The following is a 16,140-nucleotide window of genomic DNA, read 5'->3' as shown; positions in this document are numbered from 1 at the left end:
ATGGAGATCTGTCATGAACAAATCTATTGCTTTAGGTACATCCCTCATTTTGACTTCGTTTATTCTGAATCCAGCAGTTATGCCGACTGCGAATGCAGATATCGTCGCCACGCATGAGGTTGTTGCAGAGCAGCAGTCGGGCTTAAATCGTGCTCAACTGACTGAACAACTGCAACGGGAAGACGTGCGTGAGCAGCTCGTTCGCTTTGGCGTTGACCCAGAGGAAGCTATCGCACGTGTTGCTTCTATGACTGATCAAGAGATCATGGAACTCACCGCAGGTATCGATCAAATGCCAGCGGGTGCAGGCATTAGTGTAGGTACTTCGGTTATTCTTATCGGTATTATTATTTGGCTTATTTTCTTTCGTTAATGAACCCTAGAAAAACGCCCGGTGAGGTCCCCGGGCGTTTTTTTATGACTATCTCAGATTCGTTTTATGGAGTATTAGGGTGACTGCTCGCTTCTTTCCCATGCTTATTGCGCTGCTCGGCCTGAGTATCCTCACCGGCTGTGCCAGTGCACCGATGCAACACCGAACGCTAAATACCGCCGAATTTACTCCCGTGGAGTTGGTTAATACGCCATTTTTTCCGCAAGATGCCTATCAGTGTGGGCCAGCTGCACTGGCGACGGTGCTTGTTGTAAGTGGTGTGGATGATATGACCCCGGATGTGTTGAAACCGCAGGTGTATCTTCCCGAACGAGAGGGCAGTTTGCAACCCGAGCTGCTCGGGGCCGCTCGCAGAGCTGATCGTATTCCTTATCCCATTCAACCCCAACTTGCTGCGTTGTTTACAGAGCTCGAAGCTGGGCATCCAGTGCTAGTGCTACAAAACCTCGGCGTGCAACGCTGGCCTCGCTGGCATTATGCGGTGGTTATTGGTTTTGATCCGCAGCGGGAAGAAGTGATCCTAAGGTCGGGTACAACAGAACGCGAAGTAATGTCGCTGCGTCGTTTTGAACAAACCTGGCAATTAGGCGCTTACTGGGGTGTTGTGGTAACAGAGCCGGGCCAGATACCGGCCACAGCTGAGCCTGTGCGCTATTTGGCGGCGGTTTCGGCCCTTGAGCAACAACAGCGCTTTGATACTGCGATAAAAGGTTATGAAGCGGCTCTCCGACGCTGGCCGCGAGAATATACGCCTGCATTTGGTTTAGGAAACATTGCTTACCAGCAAGGACGTTATGCGGATGCGGAGATGCATTATTATCACGCCACAGAACTGGCAGCGGAAGAACCGGTGATTTACTTTAACCTCGCTTGGGCTTTGTTACGTCAAGGGAAGCGAGATGAAGCAATGCTTGCCGCCGAAATCGCTCAAATGCTCGCTCCGGACCATGACAGGTACGGCAATGCGGTGGCTGTCATTGAGAGTGCCGATTAAGGTGACACGAGGGGAGCAGGCGTTAAATGAGGCACTTTGATGGCCTCATTACCAACGCGGTGCCTCGCAGGGAATGTCAAAAAGCCAGCACATCACTGTGCTGGCTTTTTACGTGGTGAAGCTTGTGGTGATTAGTTGGAACGCAGATCGTTCAGCAGAGAGCGTCCTACGGCGTGTGGTGGGGCACTTATGCCTAAATACTCTGCCACTGTGGGGGATACATCGATTTGACGGCTGCGTGGTATGCGATTAGGTTCAAATCCACCACCCCAGGCACAAGTGACGGTTTGCATAAGCGGCTCGGTAGATGCGTGTGAGTGGGTCGCCCATAACCGAATCGGTCCAACAGGCGCATCCGCGGTGTGGCTGCGGCCACTGCGATAGCCATGGGCTTCTGCCCAATACACATCCCCACCGGCAGGTCCGCCAATGCCTAACTCAGGGTGCTCAGTCGCCACGTAGATACGCTCAAGAATACGATTACCTTCATCGTCGACCACAGTTTCCATAGCCGCTACGATCTCAGCAATGACGGCTTCTTTGTCTTCGGGCGGCACAATACCACCCCGCCATTCGGTTGTATTCACGGTAATCCAGTTACCGGTATTTGATACCGCTTTACTGCGGCTCAAATCGATCATACCGTTGGCATCCACATACTGGAGACCTGCTTGTTGCAACATAATGTTCGGACGGAATTCCATCCAACTGGTGCGCATGCCGTGATCGCCCACTAAAAAGAGCGCGGCGTTATCTTCAGCGGCTAAATCCATTAAATGCTGCAAGCGAATATTTACCAATTCCCAAGTACGACCTCGCAACTGATGCGCTTTCTCACTGTGTTCTGGGTTGTAGCCTGGATAGGCTTCATAGGTATAGGCTTTGATAGAGTGGTCGATAGAGTCCCCGAGTGGGAAATAATCCACTAACAAATCCACTTGTTGTTCTTGCCAAAACCACGACGAACCGCGATTAAATAGCTTTGTTTCTAGCTCTGCGGTTTCCAGATAACGCGCTTCAGCAAGGCCGTCGCCGCCATTAAAGAAGGGCTGACCAAAATCGCCTCGGGTATACATCCGAGTGGCCGAGTTACCGAACCATCCCTGAACATAATCGTCATATGCGGCCTGGGCTTCCGGGTGATTCACTTCGATCACGTGCATTGGTGGATGGAATAGCATGAAATCAGAGCCGTCTGCGGCGATGTCGAATAAGCGTACGCGCATAAACAGACTACCGCGCTCATGGTGCACGCGAAGCGGTTCTGAGAAATGACGCGCCAATTCACGACCTGCAAAAGGGGCTTGTTCTACTTCGGCGGCATAAGCAATTACCGCGCCTTGGGCGTCGGGAACTGTATTGATGGCCATATGATCATAGCTGTCGTTCCCAAAGAGGGCGCCATAAAACGTGCCTGCTTGGTTGGTAAAAGAGAAGTAGCGTGGTGTCAGGTACGTATCTAACGCATCACTATTGGCCCAAGGAATCTGCTCATCCCACTTCACACTATCTGCCGTCAGCATGGCGTCGCCTTGGATTTGGTCATTATAACCATTCATCACAATCACATTTTCTTTGGCATAGCCTTCAATAATGCGCTGACGGGCTTGTTCGTTTTCTTCGGTGCGCTCCCCAACAGCGGATGGAAACCCTGGGATTCCTGGCGCTTGCGTAACGTGATGACCACCTGCTTTTAAGCCTTGGTAACCGGCGCTAATCCAAATGGGTTCCGCCGCCGAGTTATCCGGTGAGTAACCCGATGCGGATGCCATTACCGTGTGCTGGTCACGCGGTAACGGATGCACGTTGTTACCAGAAATGTTGGTGATATCGCCATAAGCTCCGGTCCATAGCGCGGAATGGCCCGCAGCAGTGAGTGATGGAAACGCCGGCTGAGCGCCATCGGAACAGGCCCCGTAATTAAACACTTCATAGAAAGCAGGAACCTGAGCTTCGGTTAACGTACTGCGCAAAATCGGTTCATTGATGGAATCGATACTCACCAAAATTGCCCGGGGTTGTGCAGCTGTGGGTTGCGAATCGACTACCGGTTGTGGATCGGAGCAAGCAATGAGCGTGCTTGCTGCAAACACCATGGCAAGTGAAAAGCGTAAAGAGTGTGTGTGTTGCATGCTTATTCTTCCAATTTTTAATGTGATAGCACGTTATCAGAAAATTATGACAGTTTCAGCAGGTCAGATCTGATTGCTATATTCCATCGCGCTTAATGCATATGATTAAATGTAATAATGAGCATGATATTAAATAAATGTTAATTCTTTTTAATTGTTGATTTAAATGGTATTTTAGTTCTGGTCTTTACATTTAATATCTATATCATCAATACATACAACATGCTTGCGTATACACGAATGGAGGACGCCCCATATGAATAAAAAAAGCTGGAGTCGCTACGCAATAGTATTCGCTACGATCTGGACTACAAGCGCATGCACTGATGCGAACTTTAGTTGTGACTCAGATCCCGTTCGTGAACGCGTTCTTGAAGCGAGTCAAGATCGTTTTGCAGCAAAGCTTGTAATTGAATATGCGGAAGAAAACACGGCTGATACGCGCGACCCTTACGAGCGCGCCCGCGCTGATGCAAGCAATATCGAAATTGCCAGTACGCGGCAAATTCGCAAAAACTACCTAGAAAAAGAATTGCTGTGTGTGGCCACTGTGCATACGCCTCGCGATGCGAGTGTGAGTGTGTCCTACGTGATTCAAAAGGTAGACAGCAAAGTGAATGTCGCTCTACGCTGATAGAGCTTTTCATGTTTTTTACCGACAATCCGTTTCGCCCGAGCTGAATTAGTTTACACTTTCGACTGTTTTTGCGAAAACACGTAAACAAGGAGTAGGGTTGGAATGCTTAAAGTACCTTCTCGCGTAGGGATGTGGTTGCTTGCAGTCGCGCTCTCCGTCCTGTTGGTGAGTTGTTCATTATCTCGTGATGACCTGCGCACCATAGCGGAACGCACCCAAGCTAAAGAATATGCTCGTATTATCCTTGATGAGCAGCTTGAGCCCTATGGCGGCACCGAGGCATTTAAGAATATAGGCACGGTGCGTGAGGTTTTGGAAATTCTTGCTATCGTGATTGAAGACATCTGGGGCAAAGACGAACAGGAAGTGCCTTCAGAAAAGCGCTATGTAAAGTACTCCAACGCTTACCAAGCCCGGGCGATCGTTGATTTCGAACGTGGCTATTTGCAAGTTGAAACCATCGCTCAAGACGACCCTATTGAACTGCTCCGCGAAGCCCTTGTGGTGGCCCTGCTGACTCCCCGTAATTTGACCTTGGAAGATATTTTCAGCGATGACGATCCCGTTCTGGGTGATGAACCATTTTTGTATCCGCAGGTGTTGGATCAGGATAACGAAGCGATTCGTTATGAGTGGCGGGCACGCCGCTTTGCCGACTACCTGATCACGCATAGTTTGCGGTCACGTAACAGCGATGGTCGTCGTATCCATTTTGTGCGCACCGACTTAGTCGATAACCATCTACACCTGCGGCAATTACAATTCTCCGACTCTGTTTTGCGCTACAGTCGTGAATACAATATTGCGCCTAGTTTGGTGTATGCAGTGATAGAAATTGAGAGTGCCTTTAACCCCTATGCAGTGAGCCACGCTAATGCGCTCGGCTTAATGCAGGTGGTGCCGGCAACCGCCGGTCGCGATGTATTTGAGCGAGTGAAGGGCATTGATGGCGAACCGACTCGACAACAATTGTTTGTGGCCGATTTTAACGTGGACATTGGCACTGGTTACCTATATTTACTGGATCAAGTATATCTAAACCGCATTCGAAACCCGCAAAGCCGCCAGTGGGCGAAGATCTCGGCCTATAACGGCGGGGCCGGCAATGTCTTCCGTACCTTTGGGAGTTCATCAGAACAAGCGCTGAATGAAATTAATCGACTGACCTCGGAGCAGGTTTATCAACGCTTGGTGCAGCAACATCCTTTTGCAGAAACGCGAAATTACCTACAGAAAGTGCGTGGTGTGCTACCGAAGTATTCCCAGTAAATGCGGTTTGTTGTGGCAAGTGTGTAGGTATAAAAAAGGCCACCATTCGGTGGCCTTTGCGTAGGAAATACTTACCTAGAAACATGTTCAGTCAGTTATTTATCTTCTGACGGTGTTTCTTTCGGCCCCCGTTGTTCCACCAACTTTTCAAATCCCAATTCATTGCGGAAATGCACATCAATTTGATTAAAGGCAATCTCGATGCCGGCTTCTTTGAAGCGCCGATCGATTTCGCGGTTCACCGCATCAATAGTGGGGTTACGGTCTTTCAAGGCGCCCACATGCACACGAATTTCATGATCCAAGGTACTTTCACCGAAACTTAAGAACAGCACCTGCGGTGGTGGATCCGGTAAAATGCGAGGTTCTTTTTCCGCGATATCTAATAGGATCTCTCGAGCCTTCTCAAGATCAGAGCCATAGGCAATGCCTACTTTGACCGTGATTCGGGTAACGGTGTTGCTTAGTGACCAGTTTACAAATTTACTGGTAATAAAGTTTTGGTTTGGCACCACAATATCGCGACGATCGAAATCGGTGATTACCGTAGCTCGAATACGAATTTTACTCACGCGACCCGATAGATTGTCGAGAGTCACAATATCGCCTACCCGCACCGGCCGTTCGAAGAATAGAATTAGTCCGGATATAAAGTTGGCAAAAATGGCTTGTAGACCAAAACCCAAACCGACGGTTAAGCCTGCGGCAAGCCATTGTAACTGAGCCCATTGCAAGCCTAGGGCGGAGAAGATGGCCACGATGGCAATACCCACCAAGACATAGTTTAGGAGTGATGTAACCGCGTAGGACGTGCCCATCTCCAGATTGAGCCGAGATAATACGAGCATTTCCAGTAAGCCCGGTAAGTTACGTACCAGAATAACGCTCACAACAATAATAAATATTGTCGAGAAGAGGCCTCCAAAGCTTATGGGTAATACACCGACTTCGTCACCGTCTTGCCAGATAAACTGGGTGTCGAGGTATTCAAGTGCGACCATGGCATCCGACCACACCGCAAACAAAACAAACGCAAAAACAATTAATAGCAAGAAACGTGCTAAGCGAATTGCCTGTTGATGCGCACGCAGTGGGTCTACCTCCGGTTCTGGAATCTCCTTGGCTTGCTCACTGTCGTCTTCAATCTCAGCCAGCGCTAGTAATTCCTTTTGCTGCTCTTCTTGTTGTTTTTGCAAACGCTGGGTTGAGAAGTTAATCGCTCGATAAATACTGGCTTCACTAATAATCCAAGCGGCTAATACATAGAAGGTGGCGAGGTAATAGCCACTGAGTTTAAGGGCAGTGTAGTAAAAACCGGTCGTGACCATGTAAATCAAGGTTATCGGTAATAAAGCGACAACGAATGCAATGCTGCGGTGGATATAACGAGAATCATATAGCGGCGGAATGCGTTGAAAGATCCATATAACCAGCGCCAGTAAATAAATGCTGGCAAATAGCAGCGCTAGACTGCCCACCACATCCTGACCAAACAAACTGGTTTGTTGGGTCGCAAATGCCAAGATAAAGGTGAGTGGTAGTAATACCGCCCCCAGTAAGCGAATAAATTTACGCACAGACGCACACGTGGTTTGTGGCCAATCAAAGTAGAGATGGGCAAATCCTGTGGGCTTGGTCAGTTTGTGCAAAAAGCTCAAGACAAACCAAGCAAAAGCGAGGGCAGTAAATGCTGCTCCGGGGTTTAAGTGTTCGGCCTCAGGCGGTGATTGAATAAACTGCCCGATGATCAATAACACAAGGGTTCCGGGCATCACGTAAAGCGCGATTTTTATCAACGCTCCGGGCACTACCCATGGTGATGCGGCAAAATCTGGATCTTTAATATTTGCGCTGTAGCTGTCGATTTTTTCTTTGAGGTACGGACGCTTGTAAATCACTGCAGCAAGGGCGAGCAGTAAAAAGAATACATAAGATGTAAGGCGAACATGCGTATTCTGGACCATTAACTGCACGGCGCTTTGCATGGTGCCAAATTGTTGCTGTATACGTTCCGGAACTGATTGCCACCACGCCCAGTTCATCGATGGGTTACTGGGTGTCCAAAACAAATACTCATCGAGTTGATTGCCAAACTCTCGCCGTAAGTTGCCAAATTGCTGTTCTTTTGTGTGTACTTCAACAATGAGTGCAATGTGTTCTTCGAGGGTGTCTCGTTGCTGGCGCAAGGCAGCCGCTTGGGAAGGGGCAAGCTGCTCCGCTTCGCGTAGTTGCCGCTGCGTATAAAATAGCTGAAGGCGAAGCTCGGCGAGACGATCGTGGTAATCCACCGTAAACGCATCCGGCAGCATGGACCGTTGTTCTTGCAGCACCCGATGCAGCAAGCGACTGCCTGACAAACTCTGGTACTGGGAGTCCAGATCCGCTTTATTCTGTTCAAGCTCACTGATTTGTTGGCTAAGTTGTTCTCGCTGCTTCTCGAGCTCAGCCATTTCATAGGCATGATCACCGGTTGCAGAGGCTTGTGCCGCTCCTGGATTGGCGATAAAGAACAACAGGCTGGCGACGGTAATCAGAAAAATGTGTCGCATAAAAAACAGAATCCTTGTTTGTCATAGGTGCAACAACTAAGGTTACTTGGGAACGGGATAAAGTGCTAGTAGCACGGGATTTTTCTATAGATTTCCATGTAAATCCCCGAGAGGGTTGCCAGTAGCGTAGCGCTGAGGTTTAATGCGCGCTAATTGCAAGAAGCCAACGAGAGGAAGGATGAACTATGCGTGTATGCGGCATTGAAATAAAAAGTAACGAAGCCATTATTTGCTTAATGGAGCTCGATGGTGATCTCGTGCAAATCCCCGATTGTCGACAAACGCGCTTTCAGTTGAGCAAAACCGGTGATCAGGAGTCGATGCAGAAACTTCAGTTTGCGTTGGCAAAGCTGTTTACTGATTATCGCGTAAGCCATGTGGCGATTAAAGAACGCCCGCAGAAGGGCAAGTTCGCAGGGAGTGCCTTGGGTTTTAAAATCGAAGCGGCGCTACAGTTAATTGATGGGGTTACTGTGCATGTCATGGCGGGATCAGAACAAAAAGACATACTCAAGCGTAACCCAATCCCAGTAGATTTCGCAGATACGGGTTTAAAGGGCTTTCAAGAGACTGCGTTTACTGTGGCCTATGCGTTTCTGATGGGCAAGAAATACCCGAAACCACAAGGGTGAGACGCGTTTACGGCGCCCCTACGGTCTGAACTAACCAATCACGTAACTCTTGGTTTAAATTGTCTGCCGCCCGACTCAGGGCGGTGGCGGCAGCAGATGCACCGGTGCCACTCATGGGATGACGAACAACAAAGCTGCGCTCGGCAATAATCCGTCTTTCGCTGCTCCGCATCACTTGCGCATCGAAGCGAATCTCCGCTTGTTGTCCTTCCACATGAAATGAACGTACGGTGCCTAAAAGTTGAAAATCACTGCGTACTTGACCGCTATCTCCGCTGATCTCTTGGAAGCGTGGATCGCGCCAAAGGGAATCAATCAACCAGTCGCGCCATAAGATCGGGATGGGATTATTCCAACGGGCGCCAGCGTAAGCATTAAAGCTGCCATCGTTTTGTAAGCGCAATACCCGGTCGTCGGCAAATAAATCGGTGGCTTGAGGGCGCTTAACTTGGATGTTGCGCGCGCTAATATCGGTGTTTGTTGTTTGAATAGTGGCCGGTGCGAGACGGTAACTTGCCACATGTTCCGGTTTCGGAATGATAGTGCAAGCCGCCATACTCGAGATGACGACAGCTAAAAAGGCGGTACTCTGAATAATTTTCAGCGCGCTCATTCCTCTATCTCCTTAATTTTCTCTCGTCCGAACAGGTAGGCCGCTGGGTTCTGATCCACTTGGTGTAAGATCATGCCCATGGTGGTGATGGCGTTGCGCAGTTCATTTACAGCGGGTCCGAACTCATTGAGGCCATCAAAACCACTTTGAATGGAATCTTCATTAGCTTCGATAATTCCCGCCAAATCTTGGGCGAGGGCGGTGAGCTGAGTCATGGCGGCGCGTGCATCGGCAAAAGTGGCATCGCCTTCATCATCGATGAGGGTGGTAATTTGCACCGCCAACTCACTAAATTGGGTAAGCACTCGATTTACTTCCTCAAGTGTATGGTCAAACTTCGCCGTGCTTTCATTGAGGTTACCGGTGAAATCTTCCAAATTACTGAGAATATTGGTGAGTTTTTCCGTGTTTTCATCTGACACTAACTCAATGGTGCTATCCAGGAATGCCCCAAGTTTTACTAAGAGCTCTTCAGAGCTTAGGCGCAGGCGTGTAAAGGGCGAAGGATCGGCCTCAATTACGTGAACCCGTTCCCCAGGTATGCGCGCTTGGGCGAGATCTGGGCCGGGCTGCAGTTCAATGCCGCTGGCACCCGTAATATTCAGTAAGGTGAGACGGGCTCGGGTTTGAGCGTCGACTGGGGTATCGGCGCTTATACGAATCGATGCACGTACAATACGGGCGTCATTAGGATCGAGTCGCAACGATTCAACTTCGCCGACACGAATCCCGCTAAATTGCACAGGACTGCCTGTACTCAATCCGGACACGGGCTCACGAAAGAGAACTTCGTATTGGGAGTATTGGCCATCATCACTCTTTTTACTGAGCCATAAAATCCCCGCCACGCTCCCAAACATGAGCAATATTGATAGCAAACCGATGACAATATAATTGGCGCGAGTTTCCATTGGTTTAGCGCTCCTTGTTTTGGCGAGAGATAGATGCAGCAGCGCGGCCGCGAGGCCCATGAAAGTAGTCTTTGAGCCATGGGTGATCAAAGGCTGCAACCTGCTCTAAGGTATCATGGATAATAATTCGTTTTTCTGCAATGACGGCGACCCGATCGCAACTGTGATACAAGGTATCGAGGTCATGGGTGACCAAAAACACTGTAAAACCAAGGGCATTGCGCAAGGTGACCAGTAAATCATCGAAAGCCGCTGCACTAATGGGATCTAATCCAGCCGTTGGCTCATCTAAAAAGAGTAGCTCTGGTTCTAAAGCTAGGGCGCGGGCTAATGCCGCACGCTTCACCATGCCGCCCGATAACTCTGAAGGAAATAAGCCGGCGGCGTGGGCGGGCAGGCCCACCAAGGCTAGTTTGGTTTTTGCCAAACGTAGCGCATCGGACTTTGCAATATCGGTATGCTCAAGCAGGGGCATGGCGATATTTTCAAGGACAGTGAGCGACGACAGTAGGGCACCGGACTGGAAAAGTACACCCATTTTGCGACTCAGGAGACTTCCCCGTTGAATACCGTTAGGACCTACGGTTTCGCCAAGCATTTCAATCGTGCCCGCTACCGGGCGCTGCAAGCCAATAATCGACCGCATCAGCACCGATTTGCCGGAGCCAGAACCACCGACGATACCGGTAATATCGCCGCGCTGAATGGTGAGATCAAGATTGTCGTGCACCACATGGCTGCCAAACTGGTTCTTTAAGCCTTTTACTTGAATGACCGCATCGCTCATTGGTATTACCATCCCATTTCCATAAAGAATAACGCGGCGATGGCGTTGAACAGAATCACAATAAAGATCGCTTGCACCACTGAAGAGGTCGTGTGTTCCCCTACGGAGCGCGCATTTCCTTTCACTTTAAAGCCTTCCAAACAGCCAATAATGGCAATGACTGCGGCAAATAAGGGGGCTTTTGCTAAACCCAAATACAAGTGTCGTTCTGGAATAGCTTGAACGATACGCAAAAACTGACCTGTCGAAATATCCAAGGAGAGCACTGACACCACCATGCCCCCTAATATACCCGATACAATTCCCACAAAAGTGAGCAGCGGCAGCATAATGAGTAGGGCAAGCAAACGTGGGATGACCAGCACTTCAATAGGGTCGATACCTTGCACACGTAAGGCATCGATTTCTTGATTTACTTTCATCGCTCCAATTTGCGCCGTAAAAGAACTCGCGGTGCGACCGGCAAGTAAGATGGCGGCCAGTAACACGCCCAGTTCTCGCATAAAGGCGTAGGCCACGAGATCCACCGTGTAGATTGTGGCACCAAAATCTTCAAGTACGGTGGCACCTAAAAACGCGACCACCGCGCCGACTAGGAACGTGAGTAATGCCACAATTGGGATGGCTTGCAGACCGGCTTGTTGGATATGCACAAAAAATGAGGTAAGCCGCCAACGATGGGGGAGCACCACGAGCACCAGGGTTCGAACTAACGTAAGCCCAATAAATGACAATAACAGCGTGGTTTGCTGCCATTGGTGTCGGCTGCGTTCGCTCACCCACTTTCCAAAACGCGCAAGGCCATCACCAAAGCGATATGGTGTTGGTTCGGCATCGGTTTCAGCGGCTAATGATTCAGCAACGGTATACAGAAGGCGTAAGTGGCGTTGCCGCTGGCTATCGGGCTCATCAGACACCTGTGGGGTGTCGTTGTCGGGTGGGGCTGCCAGAGTTAATATGGTATCGGCGGGTACATATTCCATCAGCTCGGTGGCTGCGGAACAATCAATACTGTGCAGGCGATCAATGACAAGCTCACGAAGATCAGCTAAGTCTTGCTTAGGTAGCTGCTTTAATGCCATTTGTACGTCGCGAAAGTGGGCAATATTCCATTCGCCATCGAGCATCAGCGTGTGATTCTCTACACGTGCGCTCGGAACTCTCTCTTCCTGCATGTTGAAAATCCTTGGGCAACAACCTCGTATTCAAAGTAGCACATATTGCGTAAGGCGTATCGTTTTAACGCAGCTACAACCTGCAATTTAACGCCATATTTTCAGTCTATCTTCCTGTAAACGGCTCCCGTTTGCATTGCTGCAATGTGCGTTCGAGCTTTTCGAAATCTGTGAGCTGGTTTCCTTCGGTTTGGACGGTCACACTTGCTGCCGCGACACCATATTGGAATGCGGTTGCCAGGGAACTGCCTTGAGCCAACTGATAAGTGAGGGCCGACACAAAGCTGTCGCCGGCACCTACGTGCGAAACAATGGTAACGGCTGGGGCACTGATAAATAAGGGCTCGTGATCTCGGGCCACTAAAACAGCACCACCCCGGCTGAGGGTGACAATTAAGTTTTCTACCGCGCCGCGCTCAACCAGCGTTTGCATATTATCACGCAACGACGCAATAGAATCGTGTTCGGGGAATCCGAGCGATGCGAACTCTTTGCGGTTTAGCTTGGCGAGCCAAGCTCCTTGATAGAGCGAATTCTTTAAAGCCGCTCCCGAGGTATCTAGAATAACCTTGGTGTTGTTTTGGTTTGCTTGTTTCGTAATGCGACCATAAAAATCCTCAGGCACGGTTTTAGGTAAACTACCACTGAGCACCAAAAAGCGCGGAGGCGGTTGGCAACTGAAAATCGTATCGAAACACGCACTTTGTTCTTGCGGGGTTAAGCTTGGGCCGGGAAATACAAAATGATAGAACTTGCCCGTGGATAACTCGGTTATGGCCATGTTCTGCCGCGTATGGTCGGCGATTTTGACCACGAGCTGACGGGTGCCTTCTTCGTCTAATAGGCTTTCGAGCAGGGCGCCATTTGGACCTCCTGCAGGATATACAACAAGGGCATCGCCACCCATTCGGGCGATGTTGCGCGCTACGTTTATACCGCCGCCACCGGGTTGCTGCAGTGCTTTTTCGCAGCGGCTTTTGCTGTCATCAAAGAGCGTATCGGTTGCGCCAAAAATATCGATCGCTGGGTTCATGGTGAAAGTCACAATATCAGCGTGGGGAGAATCTGCCATAGGGTACTCCTGTGTATCGCGGTTTGATTATCTTACGTTGTTCGCCGCTACCGACGCAATGCAGAAAAAAGCCCGCAACGAGGCGGGCTTATTCATTCTTAGAAAGAAAGGGGCTTAGCGTGCGCCTGGCTCGGCGAATCGGGTGACCCAATCTTTTACTTCGTTATACCAATACACCGAGTTATTCGGCTTCAAGATCCAGTGGTTTTCATCAGGGAAATAAATCATCCGAGATTCAACGCCACGGCTCTGCAAAGTTCTAAACAACTCGAAGCCTTGACCAACGGGCACGCGGTAATCGAGCTGGCCATGGATAATCAATGCTGGCGTATTAAAGTTCTCGGCAAAATAGTGAGGCGAAATCTCTTTGTAGATCTCAGGATTATCCCAGTAGTTGCCAAAACGCACTGAGTGAACCGCGAAGTCAGCCGCCATTTGCGAGTACATGTTGTACACAGCGGCATGAATCAAGAGCGCGTTAAATGGATGCTCTTTACCTAATAAAATTGAGCTCAAGTACCCACCATAACTGGCGCCACCGGCAACCATGCGGTCATTATCGATCCACGGCTGATTTTTAAACCATTCTGCAGCGGCGATGGTGTCGGCATAGGGAGCGGTTTTCCAATCCGGGTTAATGCTGTCGGTAAACTCTTGTCCAAACCCGCTTGAACCATGGAAGTTGTGCCATGCAGTCACATAACCCCATGAAGCAAAGGTTTGCGCGTTCCAGCGGTAATGGAAGCCATTACTGATGGCATTGTGTGGACCGCCATGAATCAACAAAAACAATGGGTATTTCTTCTCTGGATCAAATCCAGGAGGGTAGTGCACCCACATTTGGATTTCTTGGCCGTTATAGCCTTCGTAGGTTACTGATTCGTAGGTACCGAAGTCGACGGAGCTTAAGATATCGTCGTTAAAGGTATCTAAACGAGCCGTTGAACCATCGCTCGGGTTAATCCGCACCAATTGTGCTGGGTGTAAGAAGCTCTCGTTGGTGCCCACTAAGGTGCCATTGTTGGCAATCGTAAGCCCGCCAAAGTTGGTTTCACCTGTGATCGCACGAACTTGGCCGTTGCGCGCATTGATATGATACACCCGCACTGTGGCGGCATCGTCAATTGCACCGTAGAAGCCTTGGCTATCGGGTGTCCATACTAAGCCTGTGGCTGAGCGATCCCAGTCTGCGGTGATTTCTCGATGTGTACGGCGCTCCATATCAAACAACACAATGTTGATATTGTCTGCGTAGAAACCCGGAATTACTTGGCGCGTGTATGCCAAGGTTTGGCCATTCGGGCTAAACATCGGGTTTCCATCAGGGCCTGGGTTCGCTTCAGTAATGTTTTCAGCGGTTGATTCACCGATACGACCTAAAAATAAGTCAATCTCAGGCTCAGGATTTTCGCTTTTACTATCGCTCGTAAAGGCGATCCAGGTGCCGCTTGGGTCTATGTCGTAACTACCGCTGCTTTGAGTGGAGCGTGGAAGTTCGCGATTAAAGTTCTGAGTAACCGGCTCTACGTCACCGCCTTCTGCGGCGATACGGAATACATGAGCTTGACGGTTTTCATCAAGCCAATGATCAAAGTGAGAGAAGGGGAGCGCTGTCCATTTCTTTGCAGATACATTGCTGGCTTTCTCTTGCTTTAACCGTTCCGCCATTTCATCCCAGTCTTTGCCGGGCCAAATGCGGGTAATAAAGTAAAGGTGATCACCTTTCCATTTTAAGCCATATACTCCGGTAGGCACCGATGTAAGGCGACTCGCCTCACCGGGCTTATCCATAGGCAGCAAGTAAATTTGACCGGCATCGTCACCATCGCGCTGGCTAATAAAGGCAAGGGTGCTTCCATCTGGTGAGAAGGTGGCTTCACTTGCGCGCATGCCTTGGGCTGTCAATGGGCGTTGCGTGCTGCCATCCGGTGAGAAGAGATATAATTGGGTATGACCACGTTCTTTATCCATATCAAAGCGCGTGACCGGCGCAACGATATGTTCACCGTTCGGTGAGATTACCGGTGAACCAATGCGTTGTAACTCCCACATGAGTTCCACGGATAGTACATTTTTATCTTCTGCAACAGCCGTAAATGGCATGACCAGCAGCAGAAGCACGAGGGCAAAACGTTTCATTGCTGTCTCCTATGCGTAAGCTCAGATGTGAGCAAAACAGGGCTTACTATAACGAAAAGCGGGCCCCTGTAAACTGAGGGATTGTATTTCAGCGACAAGCGTACAAATTTATCCGTTGTATTCAGAGAAATAGATTGCTATTCGCTTGGAATGCTGTATCCTAACCAGTGTGCTCGAAAGATATTGATTTAATACTCCACACGTTAGTTGCACCATACGCCTCGTCGTTGAAAGCCTACGTTCTGAAGTTCCTTAAGTTTGACACTATTTTTCTCGCATGACCTGTGCAGCCAATTGGCGCACTTTATCAAATTAAGAAATTTCAGGATTTAAAGATTATGTCTAATACTATTACTGGTACTGTTAAGTGGTTCAACGAGTCTAAAGGCTTTGGTTTCATCGAGCGCGAAGGCGGTCCAGATGTATTCGCACACTTCAGTGCTATCCAGGGTAACGGTTTTAAAACTCTGGCAGAAGGCCAAAAGGTATCTTTCACTGTGACTCAAGGTCAGAAAGGTCCTCAGGCTGAGAACATCGTTGCTCTGTAAGCAATAGGTTCAAAACCGAATTTAGAAAGGCAGCCTCCGGGCTGCCTTTTGTTTTTCTGTGCCTGTAGTTTAGGGCACGGGGATGGGATTGCCCCCGTGAGGGACGCCGTGAACCATCCGTGGGGGCTTGGGCGCGGCGTCCATGCCGCGCACACCCTCACGAGGCCAACACCCATCTCCGTGCTTCTAGCTACCACAGTAAAATAGGGCCCGGGGATGGGATTGCCCCCGTGAGGGACGCCGTGAACCATCCGTGGGGGCTTGGGCGCGGCGTCCATGCCGCGCACA

The 16,140-nt window shown here is 49.6% G+C and carries 14 protein-coding genes; 6 read left to right on the top strand and 8 right to left on the bottom strand.

What is annotated here, in order from left to right; genetic code table 11:
* Positions 1-13 precede the first annotated feature (13 nt).
* Together FM042_RS03310 and FM042_RS03305 are read left to right on the top strand one after the other, a co-directional pair.
* Positions 14-373, top strand: coding sequence for a PA2779 family protein (locus FM042_RS03310; protein ID WP_143234313.1), 360 nt, complete (start codon positions 14-16; stop codon positions 371-373).
* 79 nt (positions 374-452) lie between these two features.
* On the top strand, positions 453-1,388 hold the full coding sequence (locus FM042_RS03305) for a PA2778 family cysteine peptidase (protein ID WP_143234312.1): 936 nt from the start codon (positions 453-455) through the stop codon (positions 1,386-1,388).
* A gap of 131 nt (positions 1,389-1,519) precedes the next feature.
* On the opposite strand, the gene FM042_RS03300 is transcribed toward FM042_RS03305, so the two are convergent.
* Positions 1,520-3,520 carry an alkaline phosphatase family protein gene (locus FM042_RS03300; protein ID WP_143234311.1) on the bottom strand — a complete coding sequence of 667 codons (2,001 nt, stop codon included), beginning with the start codon at positions 3,518-3,520 and terminating at the stop codon, positions 1,520-1,522.
* A gap of 256 nt (positions 3,521-3,776) precedes the next feature.
* Between FM042_RS03300 and FM042_RS03295 the strand changes: the two genes are divergently transcribed.
* Positions 3,777-4,154 (top strand): hypothetical protein, encoded by a 378-nt coding sequence (locus tag FM042_RS03295; protein WP_143234310.1) that lies wholly within the window; start codon positions 3,777-3,779, stop codon positions 4,152-4,154.
* A gap of 105 nt (positions 4,155-4,259) precedes the next feature.
* Positions 4,260-5,426 carry a murein transglycosylase domain-containing protein gene (locus tag FM042_RS03290; RefSeq protein WP_143234309.1) on the top strand — a complete coding sequence of 389 codons (1,167 nt, stop codon included), beginning with the start codon at positions 4,260-4,262 and terminating at the stop codon, positions 5,424-5,426.
* 95 nt (positions 5,427-5,521) lie between these two features.
* Here FM042_RS03290 and FM042_RS03285 read toward each other — a convergent pair whose 3' ends face one another.
* Entirely contained in the window at positions 5,522-7,975 is a 2,454-nt protein-coding gene (locus FM042_RS03285) for a mechanosensitive ion channel domain-containing protein (RefSeq protein WP_143234308.1), read from the bottom strand.
* A 185-nt stretch (positions 7,976-8,160) separates the two neighbouring features.
* Between FM042_RS03285 and FM042_RS03280 the strand changes: the two genes are divergently transcribed.
* Positions 8,161-8,607: a DUF3010 family protein gene (locus tag FM042_RS03280; RefSeq protein WP_143234307.1), complete on the top strand. Its 447-nt coding sequence runs from the start codon at positions 8,161-8,163 to the stop codon at positions 8,605-8,607.
* A 7-nt stretch (positions 8,608-8,614) separates the two neighbouring features.
* Here FM042_RS03280 and FM042_RS03275 read toward each other — a convergent pair whose 3' ends face one another.
* From FM042_RS03275 to FM042_RS03250, 6 genes are all read right to left on the bottom strand, one after another.
* Positions 8,615-9,220 (bottom strand): ABC-type transport auxiliary lipoprotein family protein, encoded by a 606-nt coding sequence (locus FM042_RS03275; RefSeq protein WP_143234306.1) that lies wholly within the window; start codon positions 9,218-9,220, stop codon positions 8,615-8,617.
* Complete coding sequence (locus FM042_RS03270) at positions 9,217-10,131, bottom strand: MlaD family protein (RefSeq protein ID WP_185960682.1); 915 nt, start codon at positions 10,129-10,131, stop codon at positions 9,217-9,219. Before FM042_RS03270 ends, FM042_RS03275 begins: the two co-directional genes overlap by 4 nt.
* 4 nt (positions 10,132-10,135) lie before the next feature.
* Positions 10,136-10,918: an ABC transporter ATP-binding protein gene (locus FM042_RS03265; protein ID WP_143234304.1), complete on the bottom strand. Its 783-nt coding sequence runs from the start codon at positions 10,916-10,918 to the stop codon at positions 10,136-10,138.
* A 5-nt stretch (positions 10,919-10,923) separates the two neighbouring features.
* The gene (locus FM042_RS03260) at positions 10,924-12,093 is read right to left on the bottom strand and encodes an MlaE family ABC transporter permease (RefSeq protein ID WP_232366347.1); all 1,170 of its coding nucleotides are present in this window, start codon (positions 12,091-12,093) and stop codon (positions 10,924-10,926) included.
* A gap of 106 nt (positions 12,094-12,199) precedes the next feature.
* Positions 12,200-13,165 carry a 1-phosphofructokinase family hexose kinase gene (locus FM042_RS03255; protein WP_143234303.1) on the bottom strand — a complete coding sequence of 322 codons (966 nt, stop codon included), beginning with the start codon at positions 13,163-13,165 and terminating at the stop codon, positions 12,200-12,202.
* Positions 13,166-13,279: 114 nt separating this feature from the next.
* Positions 13,280-15,304 carry a S9 family peptidase gene (locus FM042_RS03250; RefSeq protein ID WP_143234302.1) on the bottom strand — a complete coding sequence of 675 codons (2,025 nt, stop codon included), beginning with the start codon at positions 15,302-15,304 and terminating at the stop codon, positions 13,280-13,282.
* 338 nt (positions 15,305-15,642) lie between these two features.
* On the opposite strand from FM042_RS03250, the gene FM042_RS03245 reads away from it, so the two are divergent.
* Positions 15,643-15,852 (top strand): cold-shock protein, encoded by a 210-nt coding sequence (locus tag FM042_RS03245; RefSeq protein ID WP_126775947.1) that lies wholly within the window; start codon positions 15,643-15,645, stop codon positions 15,850-15,852.
* Positions 15,853-16,140: the final 288 nt, after the last annotated feature.

The sequence above is a fragment of the Aliidiomarina halalkaliphila genome, assembly GCF_007096385.1.
Taxonomy (GTDB): domain Bacteria; phylum Pseudomonadota; class Gammaproteobacteria; order Enterobacterales; family Alteromonadaceae; genus Aliidiomarina; species Aliidiomarina halalkaliphila.
This window is presented reverse-complemented; position numbering and strand designations above follow the sequence as displayed.

What these genes read in the sequence shown, in the direction of transcription:
- FM042_RS03250 (WP_143234302.1), bottom strand. Translation starts at nt 15,304, where the DNA reads ATGAAACGTTTTGCCCTCGTGCTTCTGCTGCTGGTCATGCCATTTACG.
- FM042_RS03275 (WP_143234306.1), bottom strand. Translation starts at nt 9,220, where the DNA reads ATGAGCGCGCTGAAAATTATTCAGAGTACCGCCTTTTTAGCTGTCGTC.
- FM042_RS03265 (WP_143234304.1), bottom strand. Translation starts at nt 10,918, where the DNA reads ATGAGCGATGCGGTCATTCAAGTAAAAGGCTTAAAGAACCAGTTTGGC.
- FM042_RS03290 (WP_143234309.1), top strand. Translation starts at nt 4,260, where the DNA reads ATGCTTAAAGTACCTTCTCGCGTAGGGATGTGGTTGCTTGCAGTCGCG.
- FM042_RS03255 (WP_143234303.1), bottom strand. Translation starts at nt 13,165, where the DNA reads ATGGCAGATTCTCCCCACGCTGATATTGTGACTTTCACCATGAACCCA.
- FM042_RS03270 (WP_185960682.1), bottom strand. Translation starts at nt 10,131, where the DNA reads ATGGAAACTCGCGCCAATTATATTGTCATCGGTTTGCTATCAATATTG.
- FM042_RS03260 (WP_232366347.1), bottom strand. Translation starts at nt 12,093, where the DNA reads ATGCAGGAAGAGAGAGTTCCGAGCGCACGTGTAGAGAATCACACGCTG.
- FM042_RS03285 (WP_143234308.1), bottom strand. Translation starts at nt 7,975, where the DNA reads ATGCGACACATTTTTCTGATTACCGTCGCCAGCCTGTTGTTCTTTATC.
- FM042_RS03310 (WP_143234313.1), top strand. Translation starts at nt 14, where the DNA reads ATGAACAAATCTATTGCTTTAGGTACATCCCTCATTTTGACTTCGTTT.
- FM042_RS03300 (WP_143234311.1), bottom strand. Translation starts at nt 3,520, where the DNA reads ATGCAACACACACACTCTTTACGCTTTTCACTTGCCATGGTGTTTGCA.
- FM042_RS03245 (WP_126775947.1), top strand. Translation starts at nt 15,643, where the DNA reads ATGTCTAATACTATTACTGGTACTGTTAAGTGGTTCAACGAGTCTAAA.
- FM042_RS03280 (WP_143234307.1), top strand. Translation starts at nt 8,161, where the DNA reads ATGCGTGTATGCGGCATTGAAATAAAAAGTAACGAAGCCATTATTTGC.
- FM042_RS03295 (WP_143234310.1), top strand. Translation starts at nt 3,777, where the DNA reads ATGAATAAAAAAAGCTGGAGTCGCTACGCAATAGTATTCGCTACGATC.